Source organism: Desulfosarcina alkanivorans, assembly GCF_009688945.1.
Classification (GTDB): domain Bacteria; phylum Desulfobacterota; class Desulfobacteria; order Desulfobacterales; family Desulfosarcinaceae; genus Desulfosarcina; species Desulfosarcina alkanivorans.
This window is the reverse complement of the sequence record NZ_AP021874.1, coordinates 4,675,929-4,695,368: the sequence shown is the minus strand read 5'-3', so window position 1 is coordinate 4,695,368 and position 19,440 is coordinate 4,675,929. Positions and strand designations below refer to the sequence as shown.

17 protein-coding genes and 1 pseudogene are annotated in these 19,440 nt (G+C 57.4%); 4 read left to right on the top strand and 14 right to left on the bottom strand.

What is annotated here, in order from left to right; all coding sequences use genetic code 11:
* Window positions 1–18 precede the first annotated feature (18 nt).
* Window positions 19–1,443 carry a cobyrinate a,c-diamide synthase gene (locus tag DSCA_RS20530; RefSeq protein WP_155318205.1) on the top strand — a complete coding sequence of 475 codons (1,425 nt, stop codon included), beginning with the start codon at window positions 19–21 and terminating at the stop codon, window positions 1,441–1,443.
* Window positions 1,444–1,539: 96 nt separating this feature from the next.
* On the opposite strand, the gene DSCA_RS20525 is transcribed toward DSCA_RS20530, so the two are convergent.
* Both DSCA_RS20525 and DSCA_RS20520 read right to left on the bottom strand, forming a co-directional pair.
* Window positions 1,540–1,929, bottom strand: coding sequence for a hypothetical protein (locus tag DSCA_RS20525; RefSeq protein ID WP_155318204.1), 390 nt, complete (start codon window positions 1,927–1,929; stop codon window positions 1,540–1,542).
* Window positions 1,930–2,026: 97 nt separating this feature from the next.
* The gene (locus DSCA_RS20520; RefSeq protein WP_231716232.1) at window positions 2,027–4,654 is read right to left on the bottom strand and encodes a tetratricopeptide repeat protein; all 2,628 of its coding nucleotides are present in this window, start codon (window positions 4,652–4,654) and stop codon (window positions 2,027–2,029) included.
* A gap of 48 nt (window positions 4,655–4,702) precedes the next feature.
* Here DSCA_RS20520 and DSCA_RS32665 point away from each other — a divergent pair, with 48 nt between their 5' ends.
* Window positions 4,703–5,059, top strand: coding sequence for a hypothetical protein (locus DSCA_RS32665; RefSeq protein WP_231716231.1), 357 nt, complete (start codon window positions 4,703–4,705; stop codon window positions 5,057–5,059).
* Here DSCA_RS32665 and DSCA_RS33320 read toward each other — a convergent pair.
* The 10 genes and pseudogenes from DSCA_RS33320 to mobA form a co-directional block, all read right to left on the bottom strand.
* Window positions 4,964–5,227: pseudogene (locus DSCA_RS33320) on the bottom strand (FecR domain-containing protein); the annotation flags it as partial. The gene DSCA_RS32665 and the pseudogene DSCA_RS33320 sit on opposite strands and share 96 nt — an antisense overlap.
* A gap of 210 nt (window positions 5,228–5,437) precedes the next feature.
* A complete protein-coding gene (locus DSCA_RS20515) occupies window positions 5,438–7,711 on the bottom strand; it encodes a CHASE2 domain-containing protein (protein ID WP_155318202.1) in 2,274 nt (757 codons plus the stop codon).
* A gap of 535 nt (window positions 7,712–8,246) precedes the next feature.
* Window positions 8,247–8,726, bottom strand: a complete 480-nt coding sequence (locus DSCA_RS20510) for a cytochrome c3 family protein (protein ID WP_155318201.1) — start codon at window positions 8,724–8,726, stop codon at window positions 8,247–8,249.
* 98 nt (window positions 8,727–8,824) lie between these two features.
* On the bottom strand, window positions 8,825–10,549 hold the full coding sequence (locus DSCA_RS20505; protein ID WP_155318200.1) for a YcaO-like family protein: 1,725 nt from the start codon (window positions 10,547–10,549) through the stop codon (window positions 8,825–8,827).
* Entirely contained in the window at window positions 10,546–11,316 is a 771-nt protein-coding gene (gene tatC, locus DSCA_RS20500) for a twin-arginine translocase subunit TatC (RefSeq protein WP_197904833.1), read from the bottom strand. The genes DSCA_RS20505 and tatC overlap by 4 nt, the downstream gene beginning before the upstream one ends.
* Before the next feature lie 14 nt (window positions 11,317–11,330).
* Window positions 11,331–11,774: a twin-arginine translocase TatA/TatE family subunit gene (locus tag DSCA_RS20495; RefSeq protein WP_155318198.1), complete on the bottom strand. Its 444-nt coding sequence runs from the start codon at window positions 11,772–11,774 to the stop codon at window positions 11,331–11,333.
* Between the two features lie 140 nt (window positions 11,775–11,914).
* Window positions 11,915–13,138, bottom strand: a complete 1,224-nt coding sequence (mltA, locus tag DSCA_RS20490) for a murein transglycosylase A (protein ID WP_155318197.1) — start codon at window positions 13,136–13,138, stop codon at window positions 11,915–11,917.
* Window positions 13,135–13,623, bottom strand: coding sequence for a cyclic pyranopterin monophosphate synthase MoaC (gene moaC / locus DSCA_RS20485; protein ID WP_155320501.1), 489 nt, complete (start codon window positions 13,621–13,623; stop codon window positions 13,135–13,137). Before moaC ends, mltA begins: the two co-directional genes overlap by 4 nt.
* Window positions 13,624–13,652: 29 nt before the next feature.
* Window positions 13,653–14,012, bottom strand: coding sequence for a molybdenum cofactor biosynthesis protein MoaE (locus DSCA_RS20480; protein ID WP_155318196.1), 360 nt, complete (start codon window positions 14,010–14,012; stop codon window positions 13,653–13,655).
* Between the two features lie 15 nt (window positions 14,013–14,027).
* Complete coding sequence (gene mobA / locus DSCA_RS20475; protein ID WP_155318195.1) at window positions 14,028–14,633, bottom strand: molybdenum cofactor guanylyltransferase; 606 nt, start codon at window positions 14,631–14,633, stop codon at window positions 14,028–14,030.
* Window positions 14,634–14,894: 261 nt separating this feature from the next.
* Here mobA and DSCA_RS20470 point away from each other — a divergent pair, with 261 nt between their 5' ends.
* Both DSCA_RS20470 and DSCA_RS20465 read left to right on the top strand, forming a co-directional pair.
* Entirely contained in the window at window positions 14,895–15,398 is a 504-nt protein-coding gene (locus DSCA_RS20470; protein WP_155318194.1) for a MogA/MoaB family molybdenum cofactor biosynthesis protein, read from the top strand.
* A 161-nt stretch (window positions 15,399–15,559) separates the two neighbouring features.
* On the top strand, window positions 15,560–15,919 hold the full coding sequence (locus DSCA_RS20465) for a nucleotide pyrophosphohydrolase (RefSeq protein WP_197904640.1): 360 nt from the start codon (window positions 15,560–15,562) through the stop codon (window positions 15,917–15,919).
* A gap of 388 nt (window positions 15,920–16,307) precedes the next feature.
* On the opposite strand, the gene pabB is transcribed toward DSCA_RS20465, so the two are convergent.
* Complete coding sequence (pabB, locus tag DSCA_RS20460; RefSeq protein WP_231716229.1) at window positions 16,308–18,566, bottom strand: aminodeoxychorismate synthase component I; 2,259 nt, start codon at window positions 18,564–18,566, stop codon at window positions 16,308–16,310.
* Complete coding sequence (locus tag DSCA_RS20455; protein WP_155318193.1) at window positions 18,563–19,243, bottom strand: anthranilate synthase component II; 681 nt, start codon at window positions 19,241–19,243, stop codon at window positions 18,563–18,565. Before DSCA_RS20455 ends, pabB begins: the two co-directional genes overlap by 4 nt.
* Window positions 19,244–19,440: the final 197 nt, after the last annotated feature.

The following is a 19,440-nucleotide window of genomic DNA, read 5'->3' as shown; positions in this document are numbered from 1 at the left end:
GCCGCTAAGCACACGCTTTTGAAACAGGTACCATCCAACCAGCAACCCCAGCCAACCCCGGGCATCGTTGTCGCCGCCCTTCGGGGAGGGTCGGGAAAAACCATCTTCTCCGTTGGCATCATTGCTGCGTTGCGGTGCCTGGGCAGATCCATCGCCCCCTTTAAAAAGGGTCCGGATTATATCGACGCCGGCTGGCTTGCCCTCGCGGCCGGCCGGCCCTGCTACAATCTGGACACCTTTCTCATCGACCGGGACACCATCCTCGGATCCTACCACACCCATACCCGGGACTCCGATTTTACCGTTATCGAAGGCAATCGCGGCCTGTACGACTGTATCGACACCAAGGGGGAAACCAGCACTGCCGAACTGGCCAAATTGCTGGGCCTGCCGGTGATCCTGTGCATCGATGCCACCAAAACCACACGGACCATGGCAGCCGTGGTGGGTGGCATTGCCGCCTTTGATCCGCAAGTAGCCATCGGGGGCGTGGTCTTGAACCGGGTGGCCGGCAAGCGGCATCAATCGATTCTCACCCGCAGCATTGAAGAATATACCGGCATACCGGTATTGGGAGCCGTACCCAAACTGAGAGAACAGCGCTTTCCGGAGCGCCACATGGGGCTGGTTCCGACCCCCGAACACAGCTGGGCACAACCGGCCGTCGATGCCATCCGGATGGTTGCCGAAAAGCATCTGGACCTCGAACGGATTCAGGCTATAGGGGCAATGGCCAAACCGCCCGAAAGGGGTACGGGGGAAAAAGCGGATCCACCCGCAGCCATCTCGGTTGCTGACCGCCCCACCATCGGTATTCTCAGGGATGCGGCCTTTCAATTCTACTATCCGGAAAATTTGGAAGCATTGGAGGCAGCCGGAGCCCGGATAGTGTACATCAGCCCGTTGACCGCCCCCCACCTGCCCCCGGTGGACGCCCTGTATATCGGCGGCGGATTTCCGGAAACCCATGCCCGGGAACTGGCGTCGAACACCTCGTTCCGAGAGGAATTGCAGGTTCTGGCCGGCAACGGCCTGCCCATCTATGCCGAATGCGGAGGGCTCATGTACCTGGGAGAAGCCCTGCACCTGGAAGACGGCGAGTTCCAGATGGCGGGAGTGCTGCCGGCGGTGTTCGGCTTTTCCAAAAGGCCCCAGGGCCACGGCTACACCATCGTCCGGGTGGATAAACCGAACCCCTTCTACGCGCCGGGAAGCACCCTGCTGGGACACGAATTTCACTACTCCAGCGTAATAGAATGGAAAGGGCACCGGGACAACCTGGCCTTTTCCATGGAGCGCGGTTCGGGATTTTTAGACGGCAGGGACGGGGTCTGCGTCAACAATGTCCTGGCCACCTATACCCACATTCATGCGTTGGGGACGACGGCATGGGCAAGGGCGCTGGTAAGGGGCGCCCGGAAATATCATCAGAAGCTTTTTTAGCCCGTGGCAGGAAATAATATAAGATCTTCACTGCCGATGGTTTGCCCAATACCATCACCGCTAAACATCATGATGTTGATTCCCCCGGTGGCACCATTACCAGCACGTAACGATATACTCCCCAAAGGCAGTCATAATTTGGCACCCCGGGCTGCCGTGGGTTTGAAGAATTGTCGTCGTTTTTATCTTACTGTTTTCTTTGATGATTGATTGGAAGACTTCTTTTTTAATCGTATTGCCGATTCGTTCTGGGTCCTTATTGGTGCCTGTCGAAATCACAATGGGTACCGCATTTTGTCTATCATAGGCTACAAAAAAGGAAACTTGTTCTAAAAAGGCAGGATCTTCCAGTTTTTTCTTAAAAACATCAATATTCATGGTTTCCATTGTCTTCTCTCCTTCCATTTTAGGTTCCTGGGCCGTAATGCAGGCGGCCATGCATAAAAGAATTATACCTACCAGCAACACAACTCTTTTCTTCATCATTTCCAGCCCCTCCTGTATCCGGATGTCTTTGGTGTTAGTGGCTGTATGATTTTTTACCACCTCCTCAAAAGTCGTCTAAAAACCCCGGCCATCGACTTCAAAACGCCAGCGTCATCTTCACCAAGAAGGACCGATCAGGCACAATTGCAGGGTTGGAAGGTTCGATATCCTGGTAGCGAAAGCCGGAATCAAATAGATTTTTGGCCTCCAAATTAATGATCCCGTATTGTCTGGGTAGCCGATAGCCGACGGCGGCATCCATCACCCAGAAATGGTCACTGTCATCATCGGTCGGCCCAAAACGGGGGTTGCCGAATTCCCCTTTTTGGTCGACATAGGTCGCCTTCAGCCTCATAAAGACGCCGGTAGGGTGGTAAAAATTGGCACTGATGGGAATTTTATGTGTTTTCAATTCGGTGAACAAATCCGATCCGACATATTTTCTGTCTCTTTCAAAATAGGAATAGTCATATTCAAGGCTGGTGGAGATCCAGTCGTGTGGGGTCCAAAAAAGATAGGCCCTAGCGGCTTGTTCATCCCATCCAGCCTTGTAGAAGTTATAATCAGAATCCCGGTAACTGATTTCCAAATCCCTCTTTGATACCTCAATTCCCGTATGCAGATTCCGTCCAATCGCCTGATCGACCGCTGCGCCGTAGCGCCATGCATCCGTACGATTTCCTTCGTCAAAAAACTGGTTGAAGCCCGCCACCTGGGTGGGTTCGAGAGTCTGATCGGCAAGAAGGTTTCTCTTATAGGTACGAAAGGCCGCCATGCGAAGTGTTGTTGCCGGAGTACAATTCCAGGTCAGTCCGAATTTGGGGTTGAATTGTTCACGATCCGTGTTCCTATCATCAAAAAAATCAATGCTGGCGCCCAGTGTCCACGTTGCATGTCCCGGCAGTTGAATCTGTGAATAAACATAGGGGTTGGTATGATCCACCCGGGTAGTATTTTCGTCAGACGGTCGCCAGGAGTAAAAATTCTTTTCCTCACGTTTTGAATGATAGTGGCCGATTCCACTGATCAGGTTAACCGTTTCTGATCGATAAAGGTGCTGAAGTTCAGCCATAACGCCCTTTTGTTCACCTTGCAGTTCATAGCTGAAATCAGGACCCGGAATGAAACTTTTATCGGTAGCATCCAAGTCAGTAAAAATGACCGTGGCGAGTATATCGTTTCGCGTATTGGGAGAATACCTTCCTCCCAATCGAAAGGACTGCCTATCAGTTTCTTGCCGGTAAAACGTGTCGAAAGCTTCCGGTTCGAAACGCAATGACAGATCGCCTCTTTCGCTGTCAGATAATCGGTACTCGGCCAGCAAGGACGCCTCGGGGGTCAAGCTGACCTGAGTAAAGGCATTGTATAGGTTGGTATTTCGGTCGTTGTTCTCGCGGAACCCGTCAGTTTCATGGTGAAATTGACCCAGGCTGTAGGAAAACCGGCCGGACACCCCGGATTGTACAATTTCATCGCCCCATGTGGAATTGCTTCCAGCCACTCCGCTGGCTTGAAGGGCCAAACGATTTCGCAGAAAGAGCGGGCTGAATTCATTGAATGCCGGCGCAGCGGGTTCGGTGCCTTCCAAAATAAATTGGTTGGTCTCGGCTATACTTGGCTGAACCGGTGTGACATTGAGGGGTTGAAGCATCTGGGATTGGAGGAGTTCACTGACTCTGGCGATTTCATGCCGGGGCAGAGCCGAGTAATTATCCGCCAGGAAGCGATGCGCCGAATAGTTGGTCGGGTCGATATTTACCGATTTCCAGCCTTGTACCAAGGCCAGCTGTTGAAATCCCAGATCTCGAAAGATTCGTCCCATACCTGCGCTGCGAACGGCTAGATCTTCGTCCAACAGGAGCCGGGATCGATAGATGGCCCGATTGTCGTTCAAATCAAAGGATGTTTGCAGGTCGTGAAGGGCCTCCACCGGCCGGTTCAAGGTCTGTTTTCGCAGAGCATCGTAGTACCAGGGGGTGGGGTCGGCCGGGTCCAGTTGCTTGGCCGCCGCCAGCTGCTCCTTGGCCGGAGCATCCCGTTTTTCCTCGAAGTAGGCCTTGCCCAGGTAACTCCTGATCAGGGCATTGCCCGGATCGAGGCTGGCGGCGATCTCGATTTCACCCCGGCCCTCGGCCAATTGACCGTCACGGATCTTGGCCACCCCCATCCCCAGACGCGCCATGGGAGCAGCGGAATCCCGCCGGATTGCCTTTGCAAAGGCTTCTTTGGCTTCGTCGGTTTTTATCTGGGCCAGCCTGGCAAACCCCAGAACCGTCATGGTGTATGGCATCTCCGGCTGGAGAGCAACCGCCCGTTGGGCAGCGGACAGGGCCTGGTATCGCGCCCCCTGAGACAGGTACAGCTCCGACAACCGGGACCATGCCAGGGCATTGTTTGGATCTGTTCGCGTTGCCTCTCTAACACTGGCGAGGGCAGCATCCAGGTTGAAGAACGCCTGCTGAACGTATGAATTGGCCATGTCGATACCGCTGCCTGTCTGCGAAAGGGACATTGCCTGATTGATCAGCTCTTGCGCTGTTTCTTTTTTATTTTGAACCAACGCCGTAACGGCGATAAGCGCCAGGGCATCACTGCGCGGCCCATGTGCGGCCTGCGCCTGCTGAAGATCGACGGCCGCTTCGTCCACGCGGCCTACCGACAGCTTCAGCGCCGCCCGGTATATCAGCAACCGAGGCTCATCGACGGCCTCCGGAAGGGTGCCCAAAGCACGAAAGGCCTCCTTCAAATCACCCCTGCGCCAGGCCCCGATCGATTGTCGCGCCCTCGCGCACCAGTCATCGCCGCATTGAAAGTCTTCGGGCGTAAAATACAAAACGGCAGGATAATACAACGTCCACGTCACCGCATCCCGGGGCCGCACCACCGCCACCGGGACCGGCGGCTGGCCAGCCATGGCGGTCACGGCCTGGTTCTTCACCAGGCGGACGCTTCCCTTTTGGTTGAACACGTTCAGGCGGCCCTCGAGCAGGGTAATGGTCGTCTGACGGTCATCCACACGGGCAACGAACTCGGTCCCCTCCACCGCCCCGTTCACGAAGGGGGTCACCAGGCGCAGGCTGCGATGCACCCGGCTGAAAAAATGGACCGCCCCGTTGAGCAGTTCGATTAAAAATGGCTGCTGGGGTTTGGCTTCGGTGAAGACCAGCGTGGATTGCTGGTCGACCCTCAGGGTACTTTCATTTTTGAGAACAAAGGCCGCACGGCTGTCAGGGCCGACCCTGATCACATCGCCGGCAAGGAATCGGTCCTCCAGGCGCACCTCCCGCCATTGGGACATCTGCTTGCTGCGCACCTGAACCTGGCCCTGGATGGAGACCACCGTGGCCACCCACTCGTCCTGAACCGGCGGCTGCGCACATACGAATCCGGGAATCGAGGCTACCGAAAGCAGCACCCAGACCGCCACGACCCGTCGAATGGCATTGAGACAACGGGCATTGCTTCCCCTGTGTATTACCCTTCGCTTCATTTTTTCCACCCCTGGTTGCTATTTCTGTCCCATGACCACGGTTCCATCCCAGTTCTCGTCCGGCGGGTTGTTCATGAAGGCCTCACAGTATTTTTTATAGAAAATCGACGGGCCATCGGCACGGTAGATGGCCAGGGCCTGTTCAAACGCCTCGATCGCCGCCGCCCAGTCTTTCTGCTGGTAGGCCCGGATCCCCGCCTCAAAGCAGCTGCAGAGTTGTTGTTGTTCCGGGCTGATATCTTTTAGGTAACCCAGCAACTCGTGAATCACGACCGGGTTGGATTTGCCGAAGGGCAAAAACTCGCCGAGCCTTCGGGTTAAAAATCCGTCCAGGCGCTGCAGTACCTGATCGGAAATCAGAATCCGCGTGCCGAGGTATTTGTTCATGCCTTCCATCCGCGAAGCCGTGTTGACGATGTCGCCCACGGGCCGATACTCGTAGTGGTCAACCGCGCCGATGTTACCCACCAGGATGTGTCCGGCGTGCATTCCGATTCGCGTGTGCAGTCTGATTTTTTCATTATCCCGGTTAAACTGCCTGATCGCTTCGACAATTCCCAGTGCGGCGTGGCAGGCCGACGCCCTCAAGGAGGCATCCGGTTTGGACTTTGCCCATATGGCCATCATGGAATCGCCCACCACGTCGGAAACGATGCCACCGTGTTTCCTGACCGGCACAAACAGGCGCTCGTAATATCGGTTCATGAACCGGCTCAATGCTTTGGGGTCCATGGTTTCAGAAAGGGCGGCATACTGCTGGGCATCGGTGTACAAACAGATGCCGTACACCACCTGGTTGCCTGCATCCAGATTCCCCAGGTTTTTGGCCAGCTGATCGATAACCGTGTCCGGAAGGAAGTATCCGAACGCTTTGCGTATTCCCTCCCGTTCCCGGTTGGCGAGGCAATAGCGGCAAACCACCGTTCCAACCAGAGCCAAGGGCATCAGTATGAAAAGAGGAATAACGACGGGAATCCATAGGGCCCAGGTGTCGAAACATATCCATGCGATCGACAGATAGAGCCCTCCGGCCCCGATGACGCTCATGGTGGCCATCCCCACCGGCAAAACAACACACACGACCCCCAGAAATAAGCCGAATGCAAATACAATCAACAGGTGCATGGGCCAATCCGGATGCGTCAGCGGCCGATCTTCCAATAAATTGGAAAACGCGGTGGCCGCTATTTCAACGCCGCTGATATCGATGCCGTTTTTTTTGGAAAAAACCGTGTGGTAGCCATCCTGACGCTGAGGCTGCAGGTTCTCGGACAGACCGACAAACACGACTTTCCCTTCAAATCCGGAGGGCTTCGGCGTCGGGTGGCCATCCACGGTTTCGGCACCGCCACGCGACGCCAGCACCTTGTAATACGACAGGCTGTTAAATGTGCCGGCCGGGCCGTAGAAATCCAGGTATCTGCTGTTTTTGCTCTGGAACATCCTGATAAAACCGTTGAGCATCTTCCGCTCTGCCGCATCGAACCCCTGGTTGTCCGGAGACGCCAGGCGGTCCCGCATCTCACGGGCAATCAACGGATCGCGGTTGAATATTTCCCGGTAAGCAATCAATGTCTCCTCTATTCGGCGTTGATGTACGACCTCATCCCAGATGTGACTTAAGGTTGGATCGCTGTTGGGCCGTACCTGATTGAAAAGGCGATAAAAAGACTCGTAATGGCCGGAGGCGTATATGAAAAAAGCGACCACCGGCAGGGTTGGCGAATTGCCGGCACCAGCTTTAAACAACCAGAATTGACTTAATTGGATCGGAATTTTGGGCAGGGGGAAGGGGGCCATGGCGATGGCTGATTGAGACAGGGGAGAAATGGGAGACACCAGGGTTTCAATATTTAAGTCCGCGAGATAGTCACCTTGTGCGTCCGAAATGGGAATTTTTTCCTGGCGGATGGACTCACAAAGCACGACCCGTCCCGAATCGTTTACCGTCGCCGCGAAAGCGTTGTCCACATTCATGCCGTGGGCTTCATCAAACAGCAAATCAAAAATGATCACCGCCGCCCCCCGCCGGGTAAGCGTCTGAACCAGTTGTGCATGCAGGCTGCGGGGCCATTTCTGTATTTTTTTTGGAAGATGAAGCGCGGCCACCGATTCTCGGTCCAGGGAAACAATGATCACTTCCGAGGGAGGCCGGCGCACGCCCCTGAGGTAAAAAAGTAATTTGAGCCCGAAATGCTCCTGAAGATCCAGTGAAAACGGTGGAATGGACAGGATCACGCCAAGCAGCCCTGCTCCCAGACTGACCCCTAAGGTTTTGACGGATCGAGACATTGCCAAGGCCTGGTTTGGGGAAATCAAATCTGCAAACGGTCGAAAATACCGAGATGACGCGTGGTGCCGGTCATACCGGTGATAATCGACGTGAATGTTGACATTCACCCCATGGTCGCGTTCGGTTCGGTGATCCTTCCCTGCTCATGGAAATAAATCAGCACCCAATGTCGATGGATCAGCTACTGCGCTATTGCGTTCTTCTTTTGAGACCGGTCTTGTTTTAGATTGACAACCGCATACTCGATGGTGGGAATGATCTATGCTTCGCCATCAGTTTCAGAAATAAACAGGAAGGAAAGGCCGCTTGAAGGTATCGTTCTGCAATCCGCTACCGCGTTGAGAGCAAAGCAAGGGAACCGGAGAGGCGGCATGAGCACATTCAACAGGCTGTGGTAACAATTACTACCACCGTCGGCGTGACCTGTCAATGTCATGATCGACAGAAGGAATGCAATAAAAAACGGGGCGATGCCGCCTGAACCGGCAACACGACCCCGTTAAAGGGAACAATCGGATTGATCCGATCAGAGGACTATTTGTTTTTCGGATGACACTTGGTACACGACTGAGGCGCAGCCTTGGTCTTGTTTTTCTTGTTGTAATCCTTGTGGCAACTGATGCAATTCGCATGGATGGCTTCGGCGTGGTACTCCATCATCTTCGCGCTGATCTCTTTCTTGGACGCCTTGTTCGCTTTCATCTCTTTTTTCAGTTTGCCGGGCATCTTTCCCGGGGTCTTGTGGCACTCGATGCACCCCTGCACATCATCTCCCATCTTCAGGTCGTTCAAGGCATTACCGTCGGCATCGTGGTGGCAATCGCCGCAACCGATTTTGTACTCTTCGTTGTGTTTCTTGTGGCTGAATGTCGCGATGCCTTTGGTGTGTTTGCTGTAGGCCTTGTTTTCCATCTGGATCACGTCCTGAACCGCCGTGGCCGCGTAAAGGGTTCCTGCGGCGAACATCAGCCCCACACATACGGCTAACCATGATACAGCATTTCTTTTTCCCATATCCACCACTCTCCTCTTGCAAATTGGTTAAACACCCACAATCACTCCGCCTGGAATTTTTATCAATCCTTATGTCCGCTGTCAATGGGAATCGAATATCAACTTTTGCTGTGTATTTTCAAAAAGTTATTAAACAATCGAGGGCTGATTCGGCAGTATGGGTCGAAGTCTGCCATCATCTCAAATCCCGGAACCAGGGCTTTAACGACAGGAATCCCCAGGTCCTTGCGGGTAATGTCCACATAAATGGGGCCATACCCGTTGGCTGCCAGCGTTTCTTCAACCAGCATCAGATCCCGTTCGGGCATGCCGCTTGAAAAATCGGGCAGGGCCTCGAATTCAAGCCAGGGCAGGTCCGCCGGGGCGGGTGCCGATGGCGGGCCTCCGGGATAAGGAAAAGGCGTTTCGGTCAGGGCAGACAGCACGGCTCGTTTACCATCGAGGTTGGCCCCACCGCCCTTGGCCACCGTTCCGTCACGATGGGTCACGAAGCAGGTACAGCAGGGAATGCCGAATGCGGGGCTGATGTCCTGAAACTGCACGTGGATGCCGCGCGCCCGGTAATCCGCGAAAAGGGCCTTCATCCGCGGTTCTTCGGAATAGATCCGGAAACAGCGTGACGGGTGGTAGGGATTCACCGCCTCGCTGTCCCGCTCGAGGATTTCATACAGGGCGCTGAGCCGGGCTTCGGCCATGGTATTGCCGGAAGCCAGCCCGGTGGAGCCCAGCCCGGAGAACAGGGATCGCTCGTCCAGGTTGCAAAACAGGAAAACGCATTGCACCGGCACCCAGACGGGTTCAATCCCGCGTGCCGTCAAACGCTCCCCTTCCATCCAATACAGGGGTTCGTCCAGATAGGGGACCTCCAAACCAAGGCGATTGGGGTCCAGAAGCGAATACCCGCCGGCGGCCAACGCCGCCGGGGTGCCATGGACGATCGGGTGGGGGCGCCGGGTTCCCGCAACGCCCGTTTCATCAACGCTGGCAAATGAAGAACTCCGTTCGACCACCTCCATCAGGCAGGAGGCCCGGGCCGATTCCAGGGACAGGCCCCGACCGTATGATGTCTGGATGCCGGACAGGGAGTAATTCAATTCGCCGCATTTCACCCGGTGGCGAAATCGCCATTTTCGCAACAGGGCGCAGGGGCTCATGGACGACTGGTGGCGCATCTCCTCCCCTTTGAAAACAGCCAGGGCGGAGAGCCGCGCCTGGGCGCGGGAAATGGTGTCCGCCAGCGGCGGCCGCGGCTTGTCGAAACCGTCCGCGACCGACAGGCCCCGTTCGATGACCGCTTTCAGATGGGACTCGGCCGGCGGCGCATGGTCGCTGCCGTCAACCCCGTCCACGGGAAAGGAAAGCCCGGTTGCTGCCGGTGGAGGCAAGGGGCGGTGTCTCGTCATATTGGCGTGAAACAATTGGGCCCAGGATCGGTGAAGCGATTGATCGGCGAGCGCTTCCGAGCGGAGGAACACCAGCGGTGTCAGGCGCGACAGGGCTTTCATCTCCCGGCGCTTGAAACGCTTCCGAATCGTTTCCAGGTGGCCGTAAACCGTGGCGGCTTCCAGCAACAGCGCCCGGACGGTGCCGTCCGTCCTGTCCACCGCATCCAGCAGATTGGCTGCCGCAGCAGGGGACAGCTGCCCGATGCACTCCAACAAATGGGCGTGCATGAAACTGTCGTTAGGGTGCTGGCGCAGATAGTCGAGCCCTGCGTCCAGGCTCGGTTGATCATGGGGGACGGCGGTAAAGTACCCGGTGCTTTCGGCCGTCTCTTTTAATTCAAGCCGGTAGTCGATCCGTTTTCCAGCCGGGGTCCTCACTCGCTGGTGCCGTCGGCTTCAGTGGTGGTGGCCGGGGCTTCTTTTTTCCGACCGAATATTCTGGCGCCCACAATGCTGATTTCATATAGCAGCATCAGCGGCAGGGCCATCATGATCTGGGTGACCACATCCGGTGGCGTGAGAATGGCCGCACCCACAAAAAAAAGAAGCAGCGCATACTTGCGGTTTTTCTTCAAAAAGGGAACGGACACGATGCCCAGGCGCGCCAGGAAGGTAATCACCAGGGGCAGCTCGAAAACGAGGCCGAAGGCCAGCAGCAGCTTGGCGGAAAAACTCAGGTACTCTTTCATCGAAGGCATGGGACGGATCGTTTCCGTGGCAAAGCCCAGGAAAAAATCAAACCCGAATGGAAAAACAATAAAATAGCCGAACAGGGCGCCCCCGACAAAGAAAACCGAGGAGAGCAACACGATGGGAATCAGCAGTCGTTTTTCCCGATCATACAGGCCCGGCGCCACGAACATCCAGAACTGGTAGATAATGACCGGAGAGGCGATCATGAGCCCGGAAAGAAAGGAAACTTTGAGGAAGGTAAAAAAGGCTTCGGGCAACCCGGTATAGATCAGGGTTTCCCCCTGCTTCATGACAGAAATCAGGGGCTGGGTAAGTATCTGAAACAGCCGCTCCTTGAATCCGTAGGAAAGGCCGAAACCGATAAACACCGCGACAAAGCTGTAGATCAGCCGTTTTCGAAGCTCTTCCAGGTGAGCGGTAAAAGGGATTTTGTCTTCCGTATCCGTATCCAGATCAGCCACGTTGGTTATTCCTTGCGCGTTTCATCATTCGGTTCTGCCTTTTCAGTGGTCGCATCCCCGTCGGCAGACGTGCTTCCATCCACATCCGGAACATCCATGTGCTGCCGATCGAAGGCGGCCTTCAGTTTGTCCATGTCGTCACCGTCTTCAGACTTTCCTGTGTCATCGGTCTCAACCTGTCCGGTGGCCGCGACCGGTTCTTGATCCGGTTGGGCGGCATCTGTCGGGGCTTCTCTTTTATCATCCCGGTTGATGTCGTTGAAGGCGGTTTTCACCTCTTTGAGTTCCGTATCGATCTGCATGCTCTCTTTAAGATCGCTGGTCGCCTTTTTGAATTCACCCATGGCCTTCCCCAACGACTTGGCCAGATCCGGCAGCTTCTTGGGCCCGATGACAATCAGGGCCACGGCCAGAATCAGAATCATTTCCGGCATTCCGATACCGAACATGAACGTCTCCTTTACTTCGTTTGATATGGGTTCTTTCTAAAAAGGGCAACACTACTGGTTTTGGCGGGGGGTGTCAAGACAAGAGCACCGCGTTGTTTACTCGAAATCAGATGTTAAATCAATTCGCTATGGCATCCGGGTCAGGGACGGTCCGGAGCCAGCACCAGCAGGTAAAACGAGCCTTTGTGCTGCATGTGGCCGGCAGCAATCTGCGCGTAGGGGCCGTTGCCCCAGAAAAGATCCACCCGGCCCGGCCCCCGAATGGCGCCGCCGGTGTCCTGATTCAGAACAAAGGCGGAAAAATCCATCCATCGGTCGATGCGGCCGTTGCCGTCGATCACCGGAATCCGTGTTTGCAGGAAAGCGGGCGCCGCCATGGGAAATGCCCGACGATCCACGGCAACGGATCGTCCGGGAGTCAGGTCCACGCCGATGGCGCCGATGGGGCCGGAGGTCTCGGTTTGGAAAAAAACGTAGCTGGGGTTGTAGTTGAGCACAGCGTCCACTTCATCGGGATGGGCATGCAGATAGGCCTCGATGCGCTGCATGGACATCTCCTCGCGGGGAATCTTACCCTGATCGATGAGCAACCGGCCGATGCTGCGGTAGGGATGACCATTGGCACCATGGTAGTGCACCCGGAGAAAGGACCCGTTGGGCAGGTAGATCCGCCCGGAGCCCTGAATCTGGAGGAAAAACAGCTCGACACGGTCGTCCACCCAGGCGATGGGCGTGGCGACCCGGGCAAAGTCCTTGTCCGCTTCGATGGCCTGTCTATCCGGGTAGGGTTCCACGGTGTTGCCCTTGATACGACCGATGATGCGCTTTCCCTTGAACGCTTCTGAAAAGGGGGAAAGGTCGATGACCATCAGATCTTCGGGCAAGGTGTACACCGGGTACCGGTAGCGTTCGTCGGGCGCCAGGCTTCCGTTGAGGAGGGGCTCGTAGTAGCCGGTAAACAGCACCTGTCCACTGTCAGGCCCCCCGACGGATCGATAGACCCGGTAACGGTTGGCGATGAACCGGTTCAACGCCGCCGGGTCCGGTCGTGTTTTCACAAAAACCTGCAGCGCCTCCAGGGAATGCATGAGGTGAAGGGCACTGTAACGGTCTTTACCGAAGCGGAAGGTCCGTTCGGGCGGCACCCTGCCCAGGTATTCGAGGCTTTTGCCGATGCCGTAGGCCAGGTTGTCCAGAAACAGGCCGTCTGAAAAATCGGGATAGTCCCCCCTGTCCAGCCGAACCAGCTCGGTCTCAGGCTGGACGGAGGGGATTTGGAAAAGGGAGCAACCCGATGCCATGGTCAGGGCCAGGCCCAGAAAGAACCACTGAATGCATTGACGGGTTGGCTTCAATGGTTTCATGGGCTGGATTGTTCACGGCTGAAAGAGCCACTTTTTCCGCCGCTTTTTTTGAGCAGGCAGACATCGGTGATGGTCATGGCCTTGTCGATGGCTTTGCACATGTCGTAAAGGGTAAGCGCCGCAACGGAAACGGCGGTCAGCGCCTCCATTTCAACGCCTGTCTGGTCCACGATGCGCGCCGTACCTTCGATGCGGATGGCCTGCACGGCCGCATCGGGAAAAAAATCAACCTGGACGTGGGTCAGGTTCAACGGATGGCACATGGGAATCAGGTCGGCGGTCTTTTTGGCCGCCATGACCCCGGCAATGCGGGCCGTTTCCAGCACATTCCCCTTGGATACGGCGCCGTCAACAATGCGCTGGAAGGTCTCGGCCGTCATATGGACCACGGCCTGGGCAACAGCGGTTCGCTGGGATGGCTTTTTTGCAGTCACGTCCACCATGCGCACGCGGCCCTGGTCATCGATATGGGTCATTTCGGACATCATACACTCCCGGACAAGAAAACCACCAATCAGGCAAAAAACTCGGTTTTGGCGGTCACTGTGGTTTTTACGGCGTTAAGGGTATCGGTCAGGACGTCGATGACATTTTCGCGGATGTCACCGGCCACGACCAGCATCATTACATCATCCCCGACAACCAGGTCGGTATCGGCGGCGATCTCAACCTGGATGTCCACAATCCCTGGCCGGCGCCTGTGCTCGGCGAGAACCAGATCCAGCCGTTTTCGATCCACGGCCACCCTCAGACCCGTCACCCGGCGACCGTCGCGGGAGGTTCCCCGAACCACTCCGTTGTGGCACAGAATCATCCCCACCCGGTCGTAAGCCGGGTGGTGCTTTATTTTGGAAATCAGCTTATCTGCATTCATTATCTCGTGTGCTCCTCAGCGATTGCCTTTACGAAAGGTTTCGGCCCTGATTAAATCCTCGGGGGTGTTGACGTTGAAAAAAGAAACCAGCTCGGGGTCGACCTCTCGCAGATCGGCCTCGGCCACCGTTTTGACCCGCAGCTTTCGAAACAGGCCCTGGATCTTCAGCCGGTCGTGCTCCAACTGCCACGCCATGGCCGGCAGACAGGTTTTTCGGTAGACGGCAAACATGGGCTCGTAGCCGGCCGATGTGGACGGCATGAAGATGTCCGCCTTGGGTGCGATATGGGCCAGCACGAGCTGGACCAGCGCGCCCTTGATGAACGGCGTATCGCAGGCGGCAAAAAAAGCATATTCATGGCTGGCGGCGAACAGCCCCGCATGAAGGCCGTTGAGCGAACTGCGCACCGCATAATGGTCACTGACGATCAGGGCATCCACATCCATGTAAGCGGCCGGATCATTGGTCACCAGAACCACCTGTTCGAACAGCCGGGTGTAGACATCCAGCAGGCGATCCACGATACGCTTGCCCCCGATTTTGATGAAGGCCTTGTTTTGTCCGTCAAAACGAGTGTTCAGTCCGCCGGCGAGAATCACGCCGGTGCAGGGTGCCGCCATCCCATCTCCCCGGAAAAATGGTAATCAAGGGGCCATATGATCATTATGAAGGACTGGCCCGATTGCTTTTTAACATAGAAAAATGCCTCTTTAAAAGCAAGGAGATTAAGGGATTCTTGGCTTGCCTTGACATGCCCGATGGGTTAGTTAGAATCCTTTCAGAAACGGGTTCCAGCTATCGGAGATAGCGACCGAACCAGATATTGATGGCCCCCAAACAGGGGGCGTCGAGCCGTCAACGCTTAAAAAAGGCAGGCACATATGGGTGTACACCAGCACCGGAAAATGGCTCCGGCGTCGGTTGGCGTCGGCATCCTGTCGGTTTCCACCACCCGGTCGATAGATGACGACGACAGCGGACGGTGGATTGCCCGACAGGCAGGAAAAGAAGGTCACGACGTCCGGTTTCACCAGGTGGTCACCGACGACACCATCGCTATCCGGGAGGCCGCCTTGAAAGCCATCCGGGATCACGGCCTTCAGGCCCTGCTGGTCACCGGCGGCACCGGGATCACCCCGACGGATGTCACCATCGAAGCCATCAAACCCTTGTTTGCCAAGGAGATGACCGCTTTCGGGACCCTCTTCGCCCAGCTCAGCTACGAAGAGATCGATTCCGCCGCCATCCTATCCCGCGCAGCAGCCGGCATTATCGGCAGTACGGTGGTGTTCTGCATGCCCGGCAGTAAAAAAGCCTGCAAGCTGGCCTGCAAAGCGCTGATATTCCCGGAACTGGGGCATGTGGTGGCCCACATCAGGCAGTGACGCGCCACCGGCGGCATCTTTGAACCCAGACCGCCCTTCGGGCTCAGTTGAAATCTTCGAAGCAGGACGGCCGCGCCTCCGGTTTCAACATCGCTGCCGCCTTGACCGAAGCTGAATCCTCCCTTTGTGGAGAAACAACGGATGGGTACTTAAGGATGACGATGACCGATATAACACCCTGGCCGACCCCCCTGACCGTCGAGAACCTGCAATCCATCGTTGACCGATGGATCCGGACTCACGGCGTGCGCTATTTTTCCGAAATGACCAACCTGGCCGTGCTGGTGGAGGAGGTGGGGGAGGTGGCCCGGATCATGGCCCGGACTTACGGGGAGCAGAGCGTTAAGGGTAAAAAAGAGACCTCGGACCTTGGTGATGAACTGGCCGATGTGCTTTTCGTTCTGGTCTGCATCGCCAACCAGACCGGCGTGAACCTGGAATCCGCCATCGCCCGAAACCTGGAAAAGAAAACCGCCCGGGACAGCAAGCGCCATCACGACAATCCGAAGTTGACGGGATAGCTCGACGTTCCGGCTTCGCACAGCGGTTCTGCCCTGCAGGACACCGCAGGTCTGGCTGCACTCAATCCGCCCGCCCAGCTCCATCGCCATGACCTGCCCGCTCAGCTCCTATCGGAATGAGGTGCGGCCGCCTCCCTGGCCAGAAACTGGGCCGTTTTCTTCAATCGACCTCTTTCCAGTGAGGGGATTACTCCCCCCGCGCATGAAGGCGGATATCGGCGCTGTCTTTCCCGGCTTCATCCTTAACCGGCCTCCTGACCGGGTCTTTCGTCGGAGTGAAAGGGGTGGGCAGGGAGCCGCGCTTTTTCAGCTTTGGCCGGCACATGGTTTCAACGGATGAGGGCAGACAGGAGACAGCTTTCCACCAGCGTATTATGTCCATCGCCGTTCACCGCTGCATGAAAAGATTCCGGTTCAGGGATTCGAGCAGCTCATGATCTATTTTCAGCGGCTGCCCGTCCAGACTGAGGGCCGGGACAACCCCCATGAGGGCGTTGGTGAGCAGGACCGCATCGGCCTTCAGGACGTCTTCCGGCCGGATGGGGGCCTCCGTGATGAGGTAACCCCGCGCTTCCAGGCGGCGGCAGGTCTCCGCCTGCATCACACCGGGCAGCACGTGGGGCGATCGGGGCAGGGTCACCGACCGGCCGGTAGCGACCACGAGGTTGGCGGAATTCGTCTCCGATACCGTACCGTCCGGATTCAGGATGACGGCTTCGTCGGCGCCGTTCTTCTGCGCCCAGAGGCCCGCCTGGTGGCAGTGCAGATAGTTCAGGCTCTTGAAGTCGGCCATGACCGTCATGCGCGGATGCGGAAAGGTGGCCAGGCGCAGGCCCCCGGCCCCGAGGGCTTCCAGGCGGTGAACGTAGGGCCGGGCCGTTACCAGAAGCACGCCGTCACCCCCGGCGCTTTCGGCCGGGCCGCGGGTGGCCAGGATCTTGACGGCCGCCGTTGCATCGTCCAGTTCGTTTTTCCCGATGACCTGGGCGATGATGTCCCGCCAGGTCAAATCGGGCGGCTCACCGCCGAACAACGCCCTCCAGGAGCGGTTGAAGCGATCCAGGTGGGCCTGCAGCCGACAGGCGGCGCCCTTTTCCACCCGGATGGTCTCGAAAAAGCCGAAGCCGTATTGGAGCCCCAGATCGGATACCGGAACAACCGCCCGGGTCTGGGTCAGGATGCGTCCGTTCAGCCACACCTGCGGCGACCCCTCGTCGGCATCTGTCCGCAGCCCGACCGTTCCCTGAAAAACAGACATCAGGGTGCGCCCTTTGTGCAGGGTTTCCTCGTATTCGTCAGCAGGGTCGGAGTCGTAGACGATGCCCCCGCCCACGGAAAAGACCAGACGGTTGCCGACAATGGTGGCCGTACGAATGGCGATGGACAGGTCCATGGTGTCATGAAAGCTGACGTAACCGATGGAACCGGTGTAGACGTGCCGGCGACGGCTTTCCAGCTCGTCGATGATCTCCATGGCGCGGATCTTGGGACAGCCGGTGATGGAGCCGCCCGGAAAGGCAGCCCGGATCAGATCCACGGAATCCCTGCCCCCGGCCAGGGTCCCCTCCACATCGGAAACCAGGTGGTAAACGTTCCGGTAGGCTTCCAATCGCTTGTGCTGCGCCACGCGCACCGATCCGCCGGCGCACACCTTGCCGATGTCGTTGCGCATCAGGTCCACGATCATGGAAAGCTCGGCGTCATCCTTGGAACTCCCGGCCAGTTCGGCCCGCATCCTGTCATCCTGCTCCGGCGTTTGCCCCCGGGGGCGGGTGCCCTTGATGGGACGGGTTTCCACCCGGTCCCCGTTGCGGAGCAGAAAGCGTTCCGGCGAAGTGGAAACGATCCGGTGACCGCCGGCATGCACATAGGCGAAAAAGGGTGCGGGGTTGAGGCGGTATAGGGTCCGGAACAGGCTGTAGCCGTCGCCTTGGAATTCCACTTCAAAGCGCTGGGACAGATTCACCTGGTAAACGTCGCCCGAGGCGATGTATTCCCGGATGCGGCGGACCGCGGATTCGTACTCGGGACGGGTGAAGTTGGATGTCCAACGGCTGCCGCTTCCAGAGAACCCGCCATTTTCCCGGGGCGGTGTGTTCAAATCCCGGCGAAACGCGTCGATCGCGGCACCGGCCGCCGAAGGATCCCGGTCCTCACGAAGAATGGCGTGGACCCGTGTTGCGCCGTCGGCCTTGTCCTGAACCACGACCAGGGAGGGGGCGGCCATGACGAGGCTGGGCAGTCCCAGATCGTCGACGCTGGTTTTCGGCAGGTCCTCCAGATCATCTTTCAGGTCGTAGGCCAGGTATCCGAACAAACCGGCGACCACCGGGTCCACCAGCCCTTTGGCGGTCAGGCGGCAGCGATCGAGAACCGTTTGCAGCACATCCAGGGGCGCCCGGGGAACCGCGACGGTGGCTCCGTCGATCAGCAGGGTTGTTGTTCCGGCCCGCCCGGTGAGTGTGAGCCAGGGGCGCAGCGCCAGGATATGATAGCGGGCGCAATCCAGATCGCCGCCGCTGAGCAGCACCACACAGCCCGCTTCCCCGGCAAAGCGGGCTGCCATGGCTGCAAAGGGCTCCTCCAGTGCCAGGGATTCGGTCCTGACCCCGACGATGCCGGGCAGGCGGCTTTTCAACGCTTTCAACAGGCCCCCGCCTGGACAACCGTCCCGCTTGGCGGTCCGGGCGATAAAAACGGTGCGGCCGGCTGGGGCTGCCGACCTTTTTCCAGCGCTGCTTTCAGCGGTCCCAATTGCAAAAAGGTCTCGATCAGCGTACCGCCTTTCTCGGTCAAGAAGCTTTCCGGGTGAAACTGGACGCCATGGAGCGGGAACCGGTTGTGAGAGAGCCCCATGATGGTGCCGTCTTCGGTTTCTCCGGTCACCGCCAGATCCTTTTCCAGGGCCCCGGCCGACGGCTGGACCGCCAGGGAGTGGTAGCGGGCGGCCGTGAACGGGGAGGGCATCCGGGCGAACAGGGCCTGGCGTCGGTGAAAAACCAGGCTGGTTTTACCGTGGGTCGGTGCCGGCGACCGCACGGTCCGCCCCCCGAACACCTCGTTGATGCACTGCATGCCCAGGCAGACGCCCAGAATGGGAATGGTCCGGAAAAACGACCGGATCAAGGCTTTGGATATGCCGGCGTGTTCCGGGTCCTTGGGCCCCGGGCTGATCAGGATGTAATCCGGGGAGGCCGCGGCCACCTGTTCCAGGGAAATCCGATCGCTTCGGCACACCCGGATGGCAAGATCATGGCGCATGAACATCTGCACCAGGTTGTAGGTAAACGAATCGTAGTTGTCGATCACCAGCAATGTGGCCACACTTGCCTCCCGGATATTCTGGCTGTTGATGGAGACACCACCCGGCGATGGATCCACATCCAGGCTGGGCGGAGAGACGAATGTTTAAAACGCGGACCACCAAGGCCTTCTCCCCCCGGAAACGAGGCGTCCGTGCGGTGCGCCCCTTCGACGGGGGATGATGCGTTTCGCAGGTGTCGGACGTTTTTCGACACCGC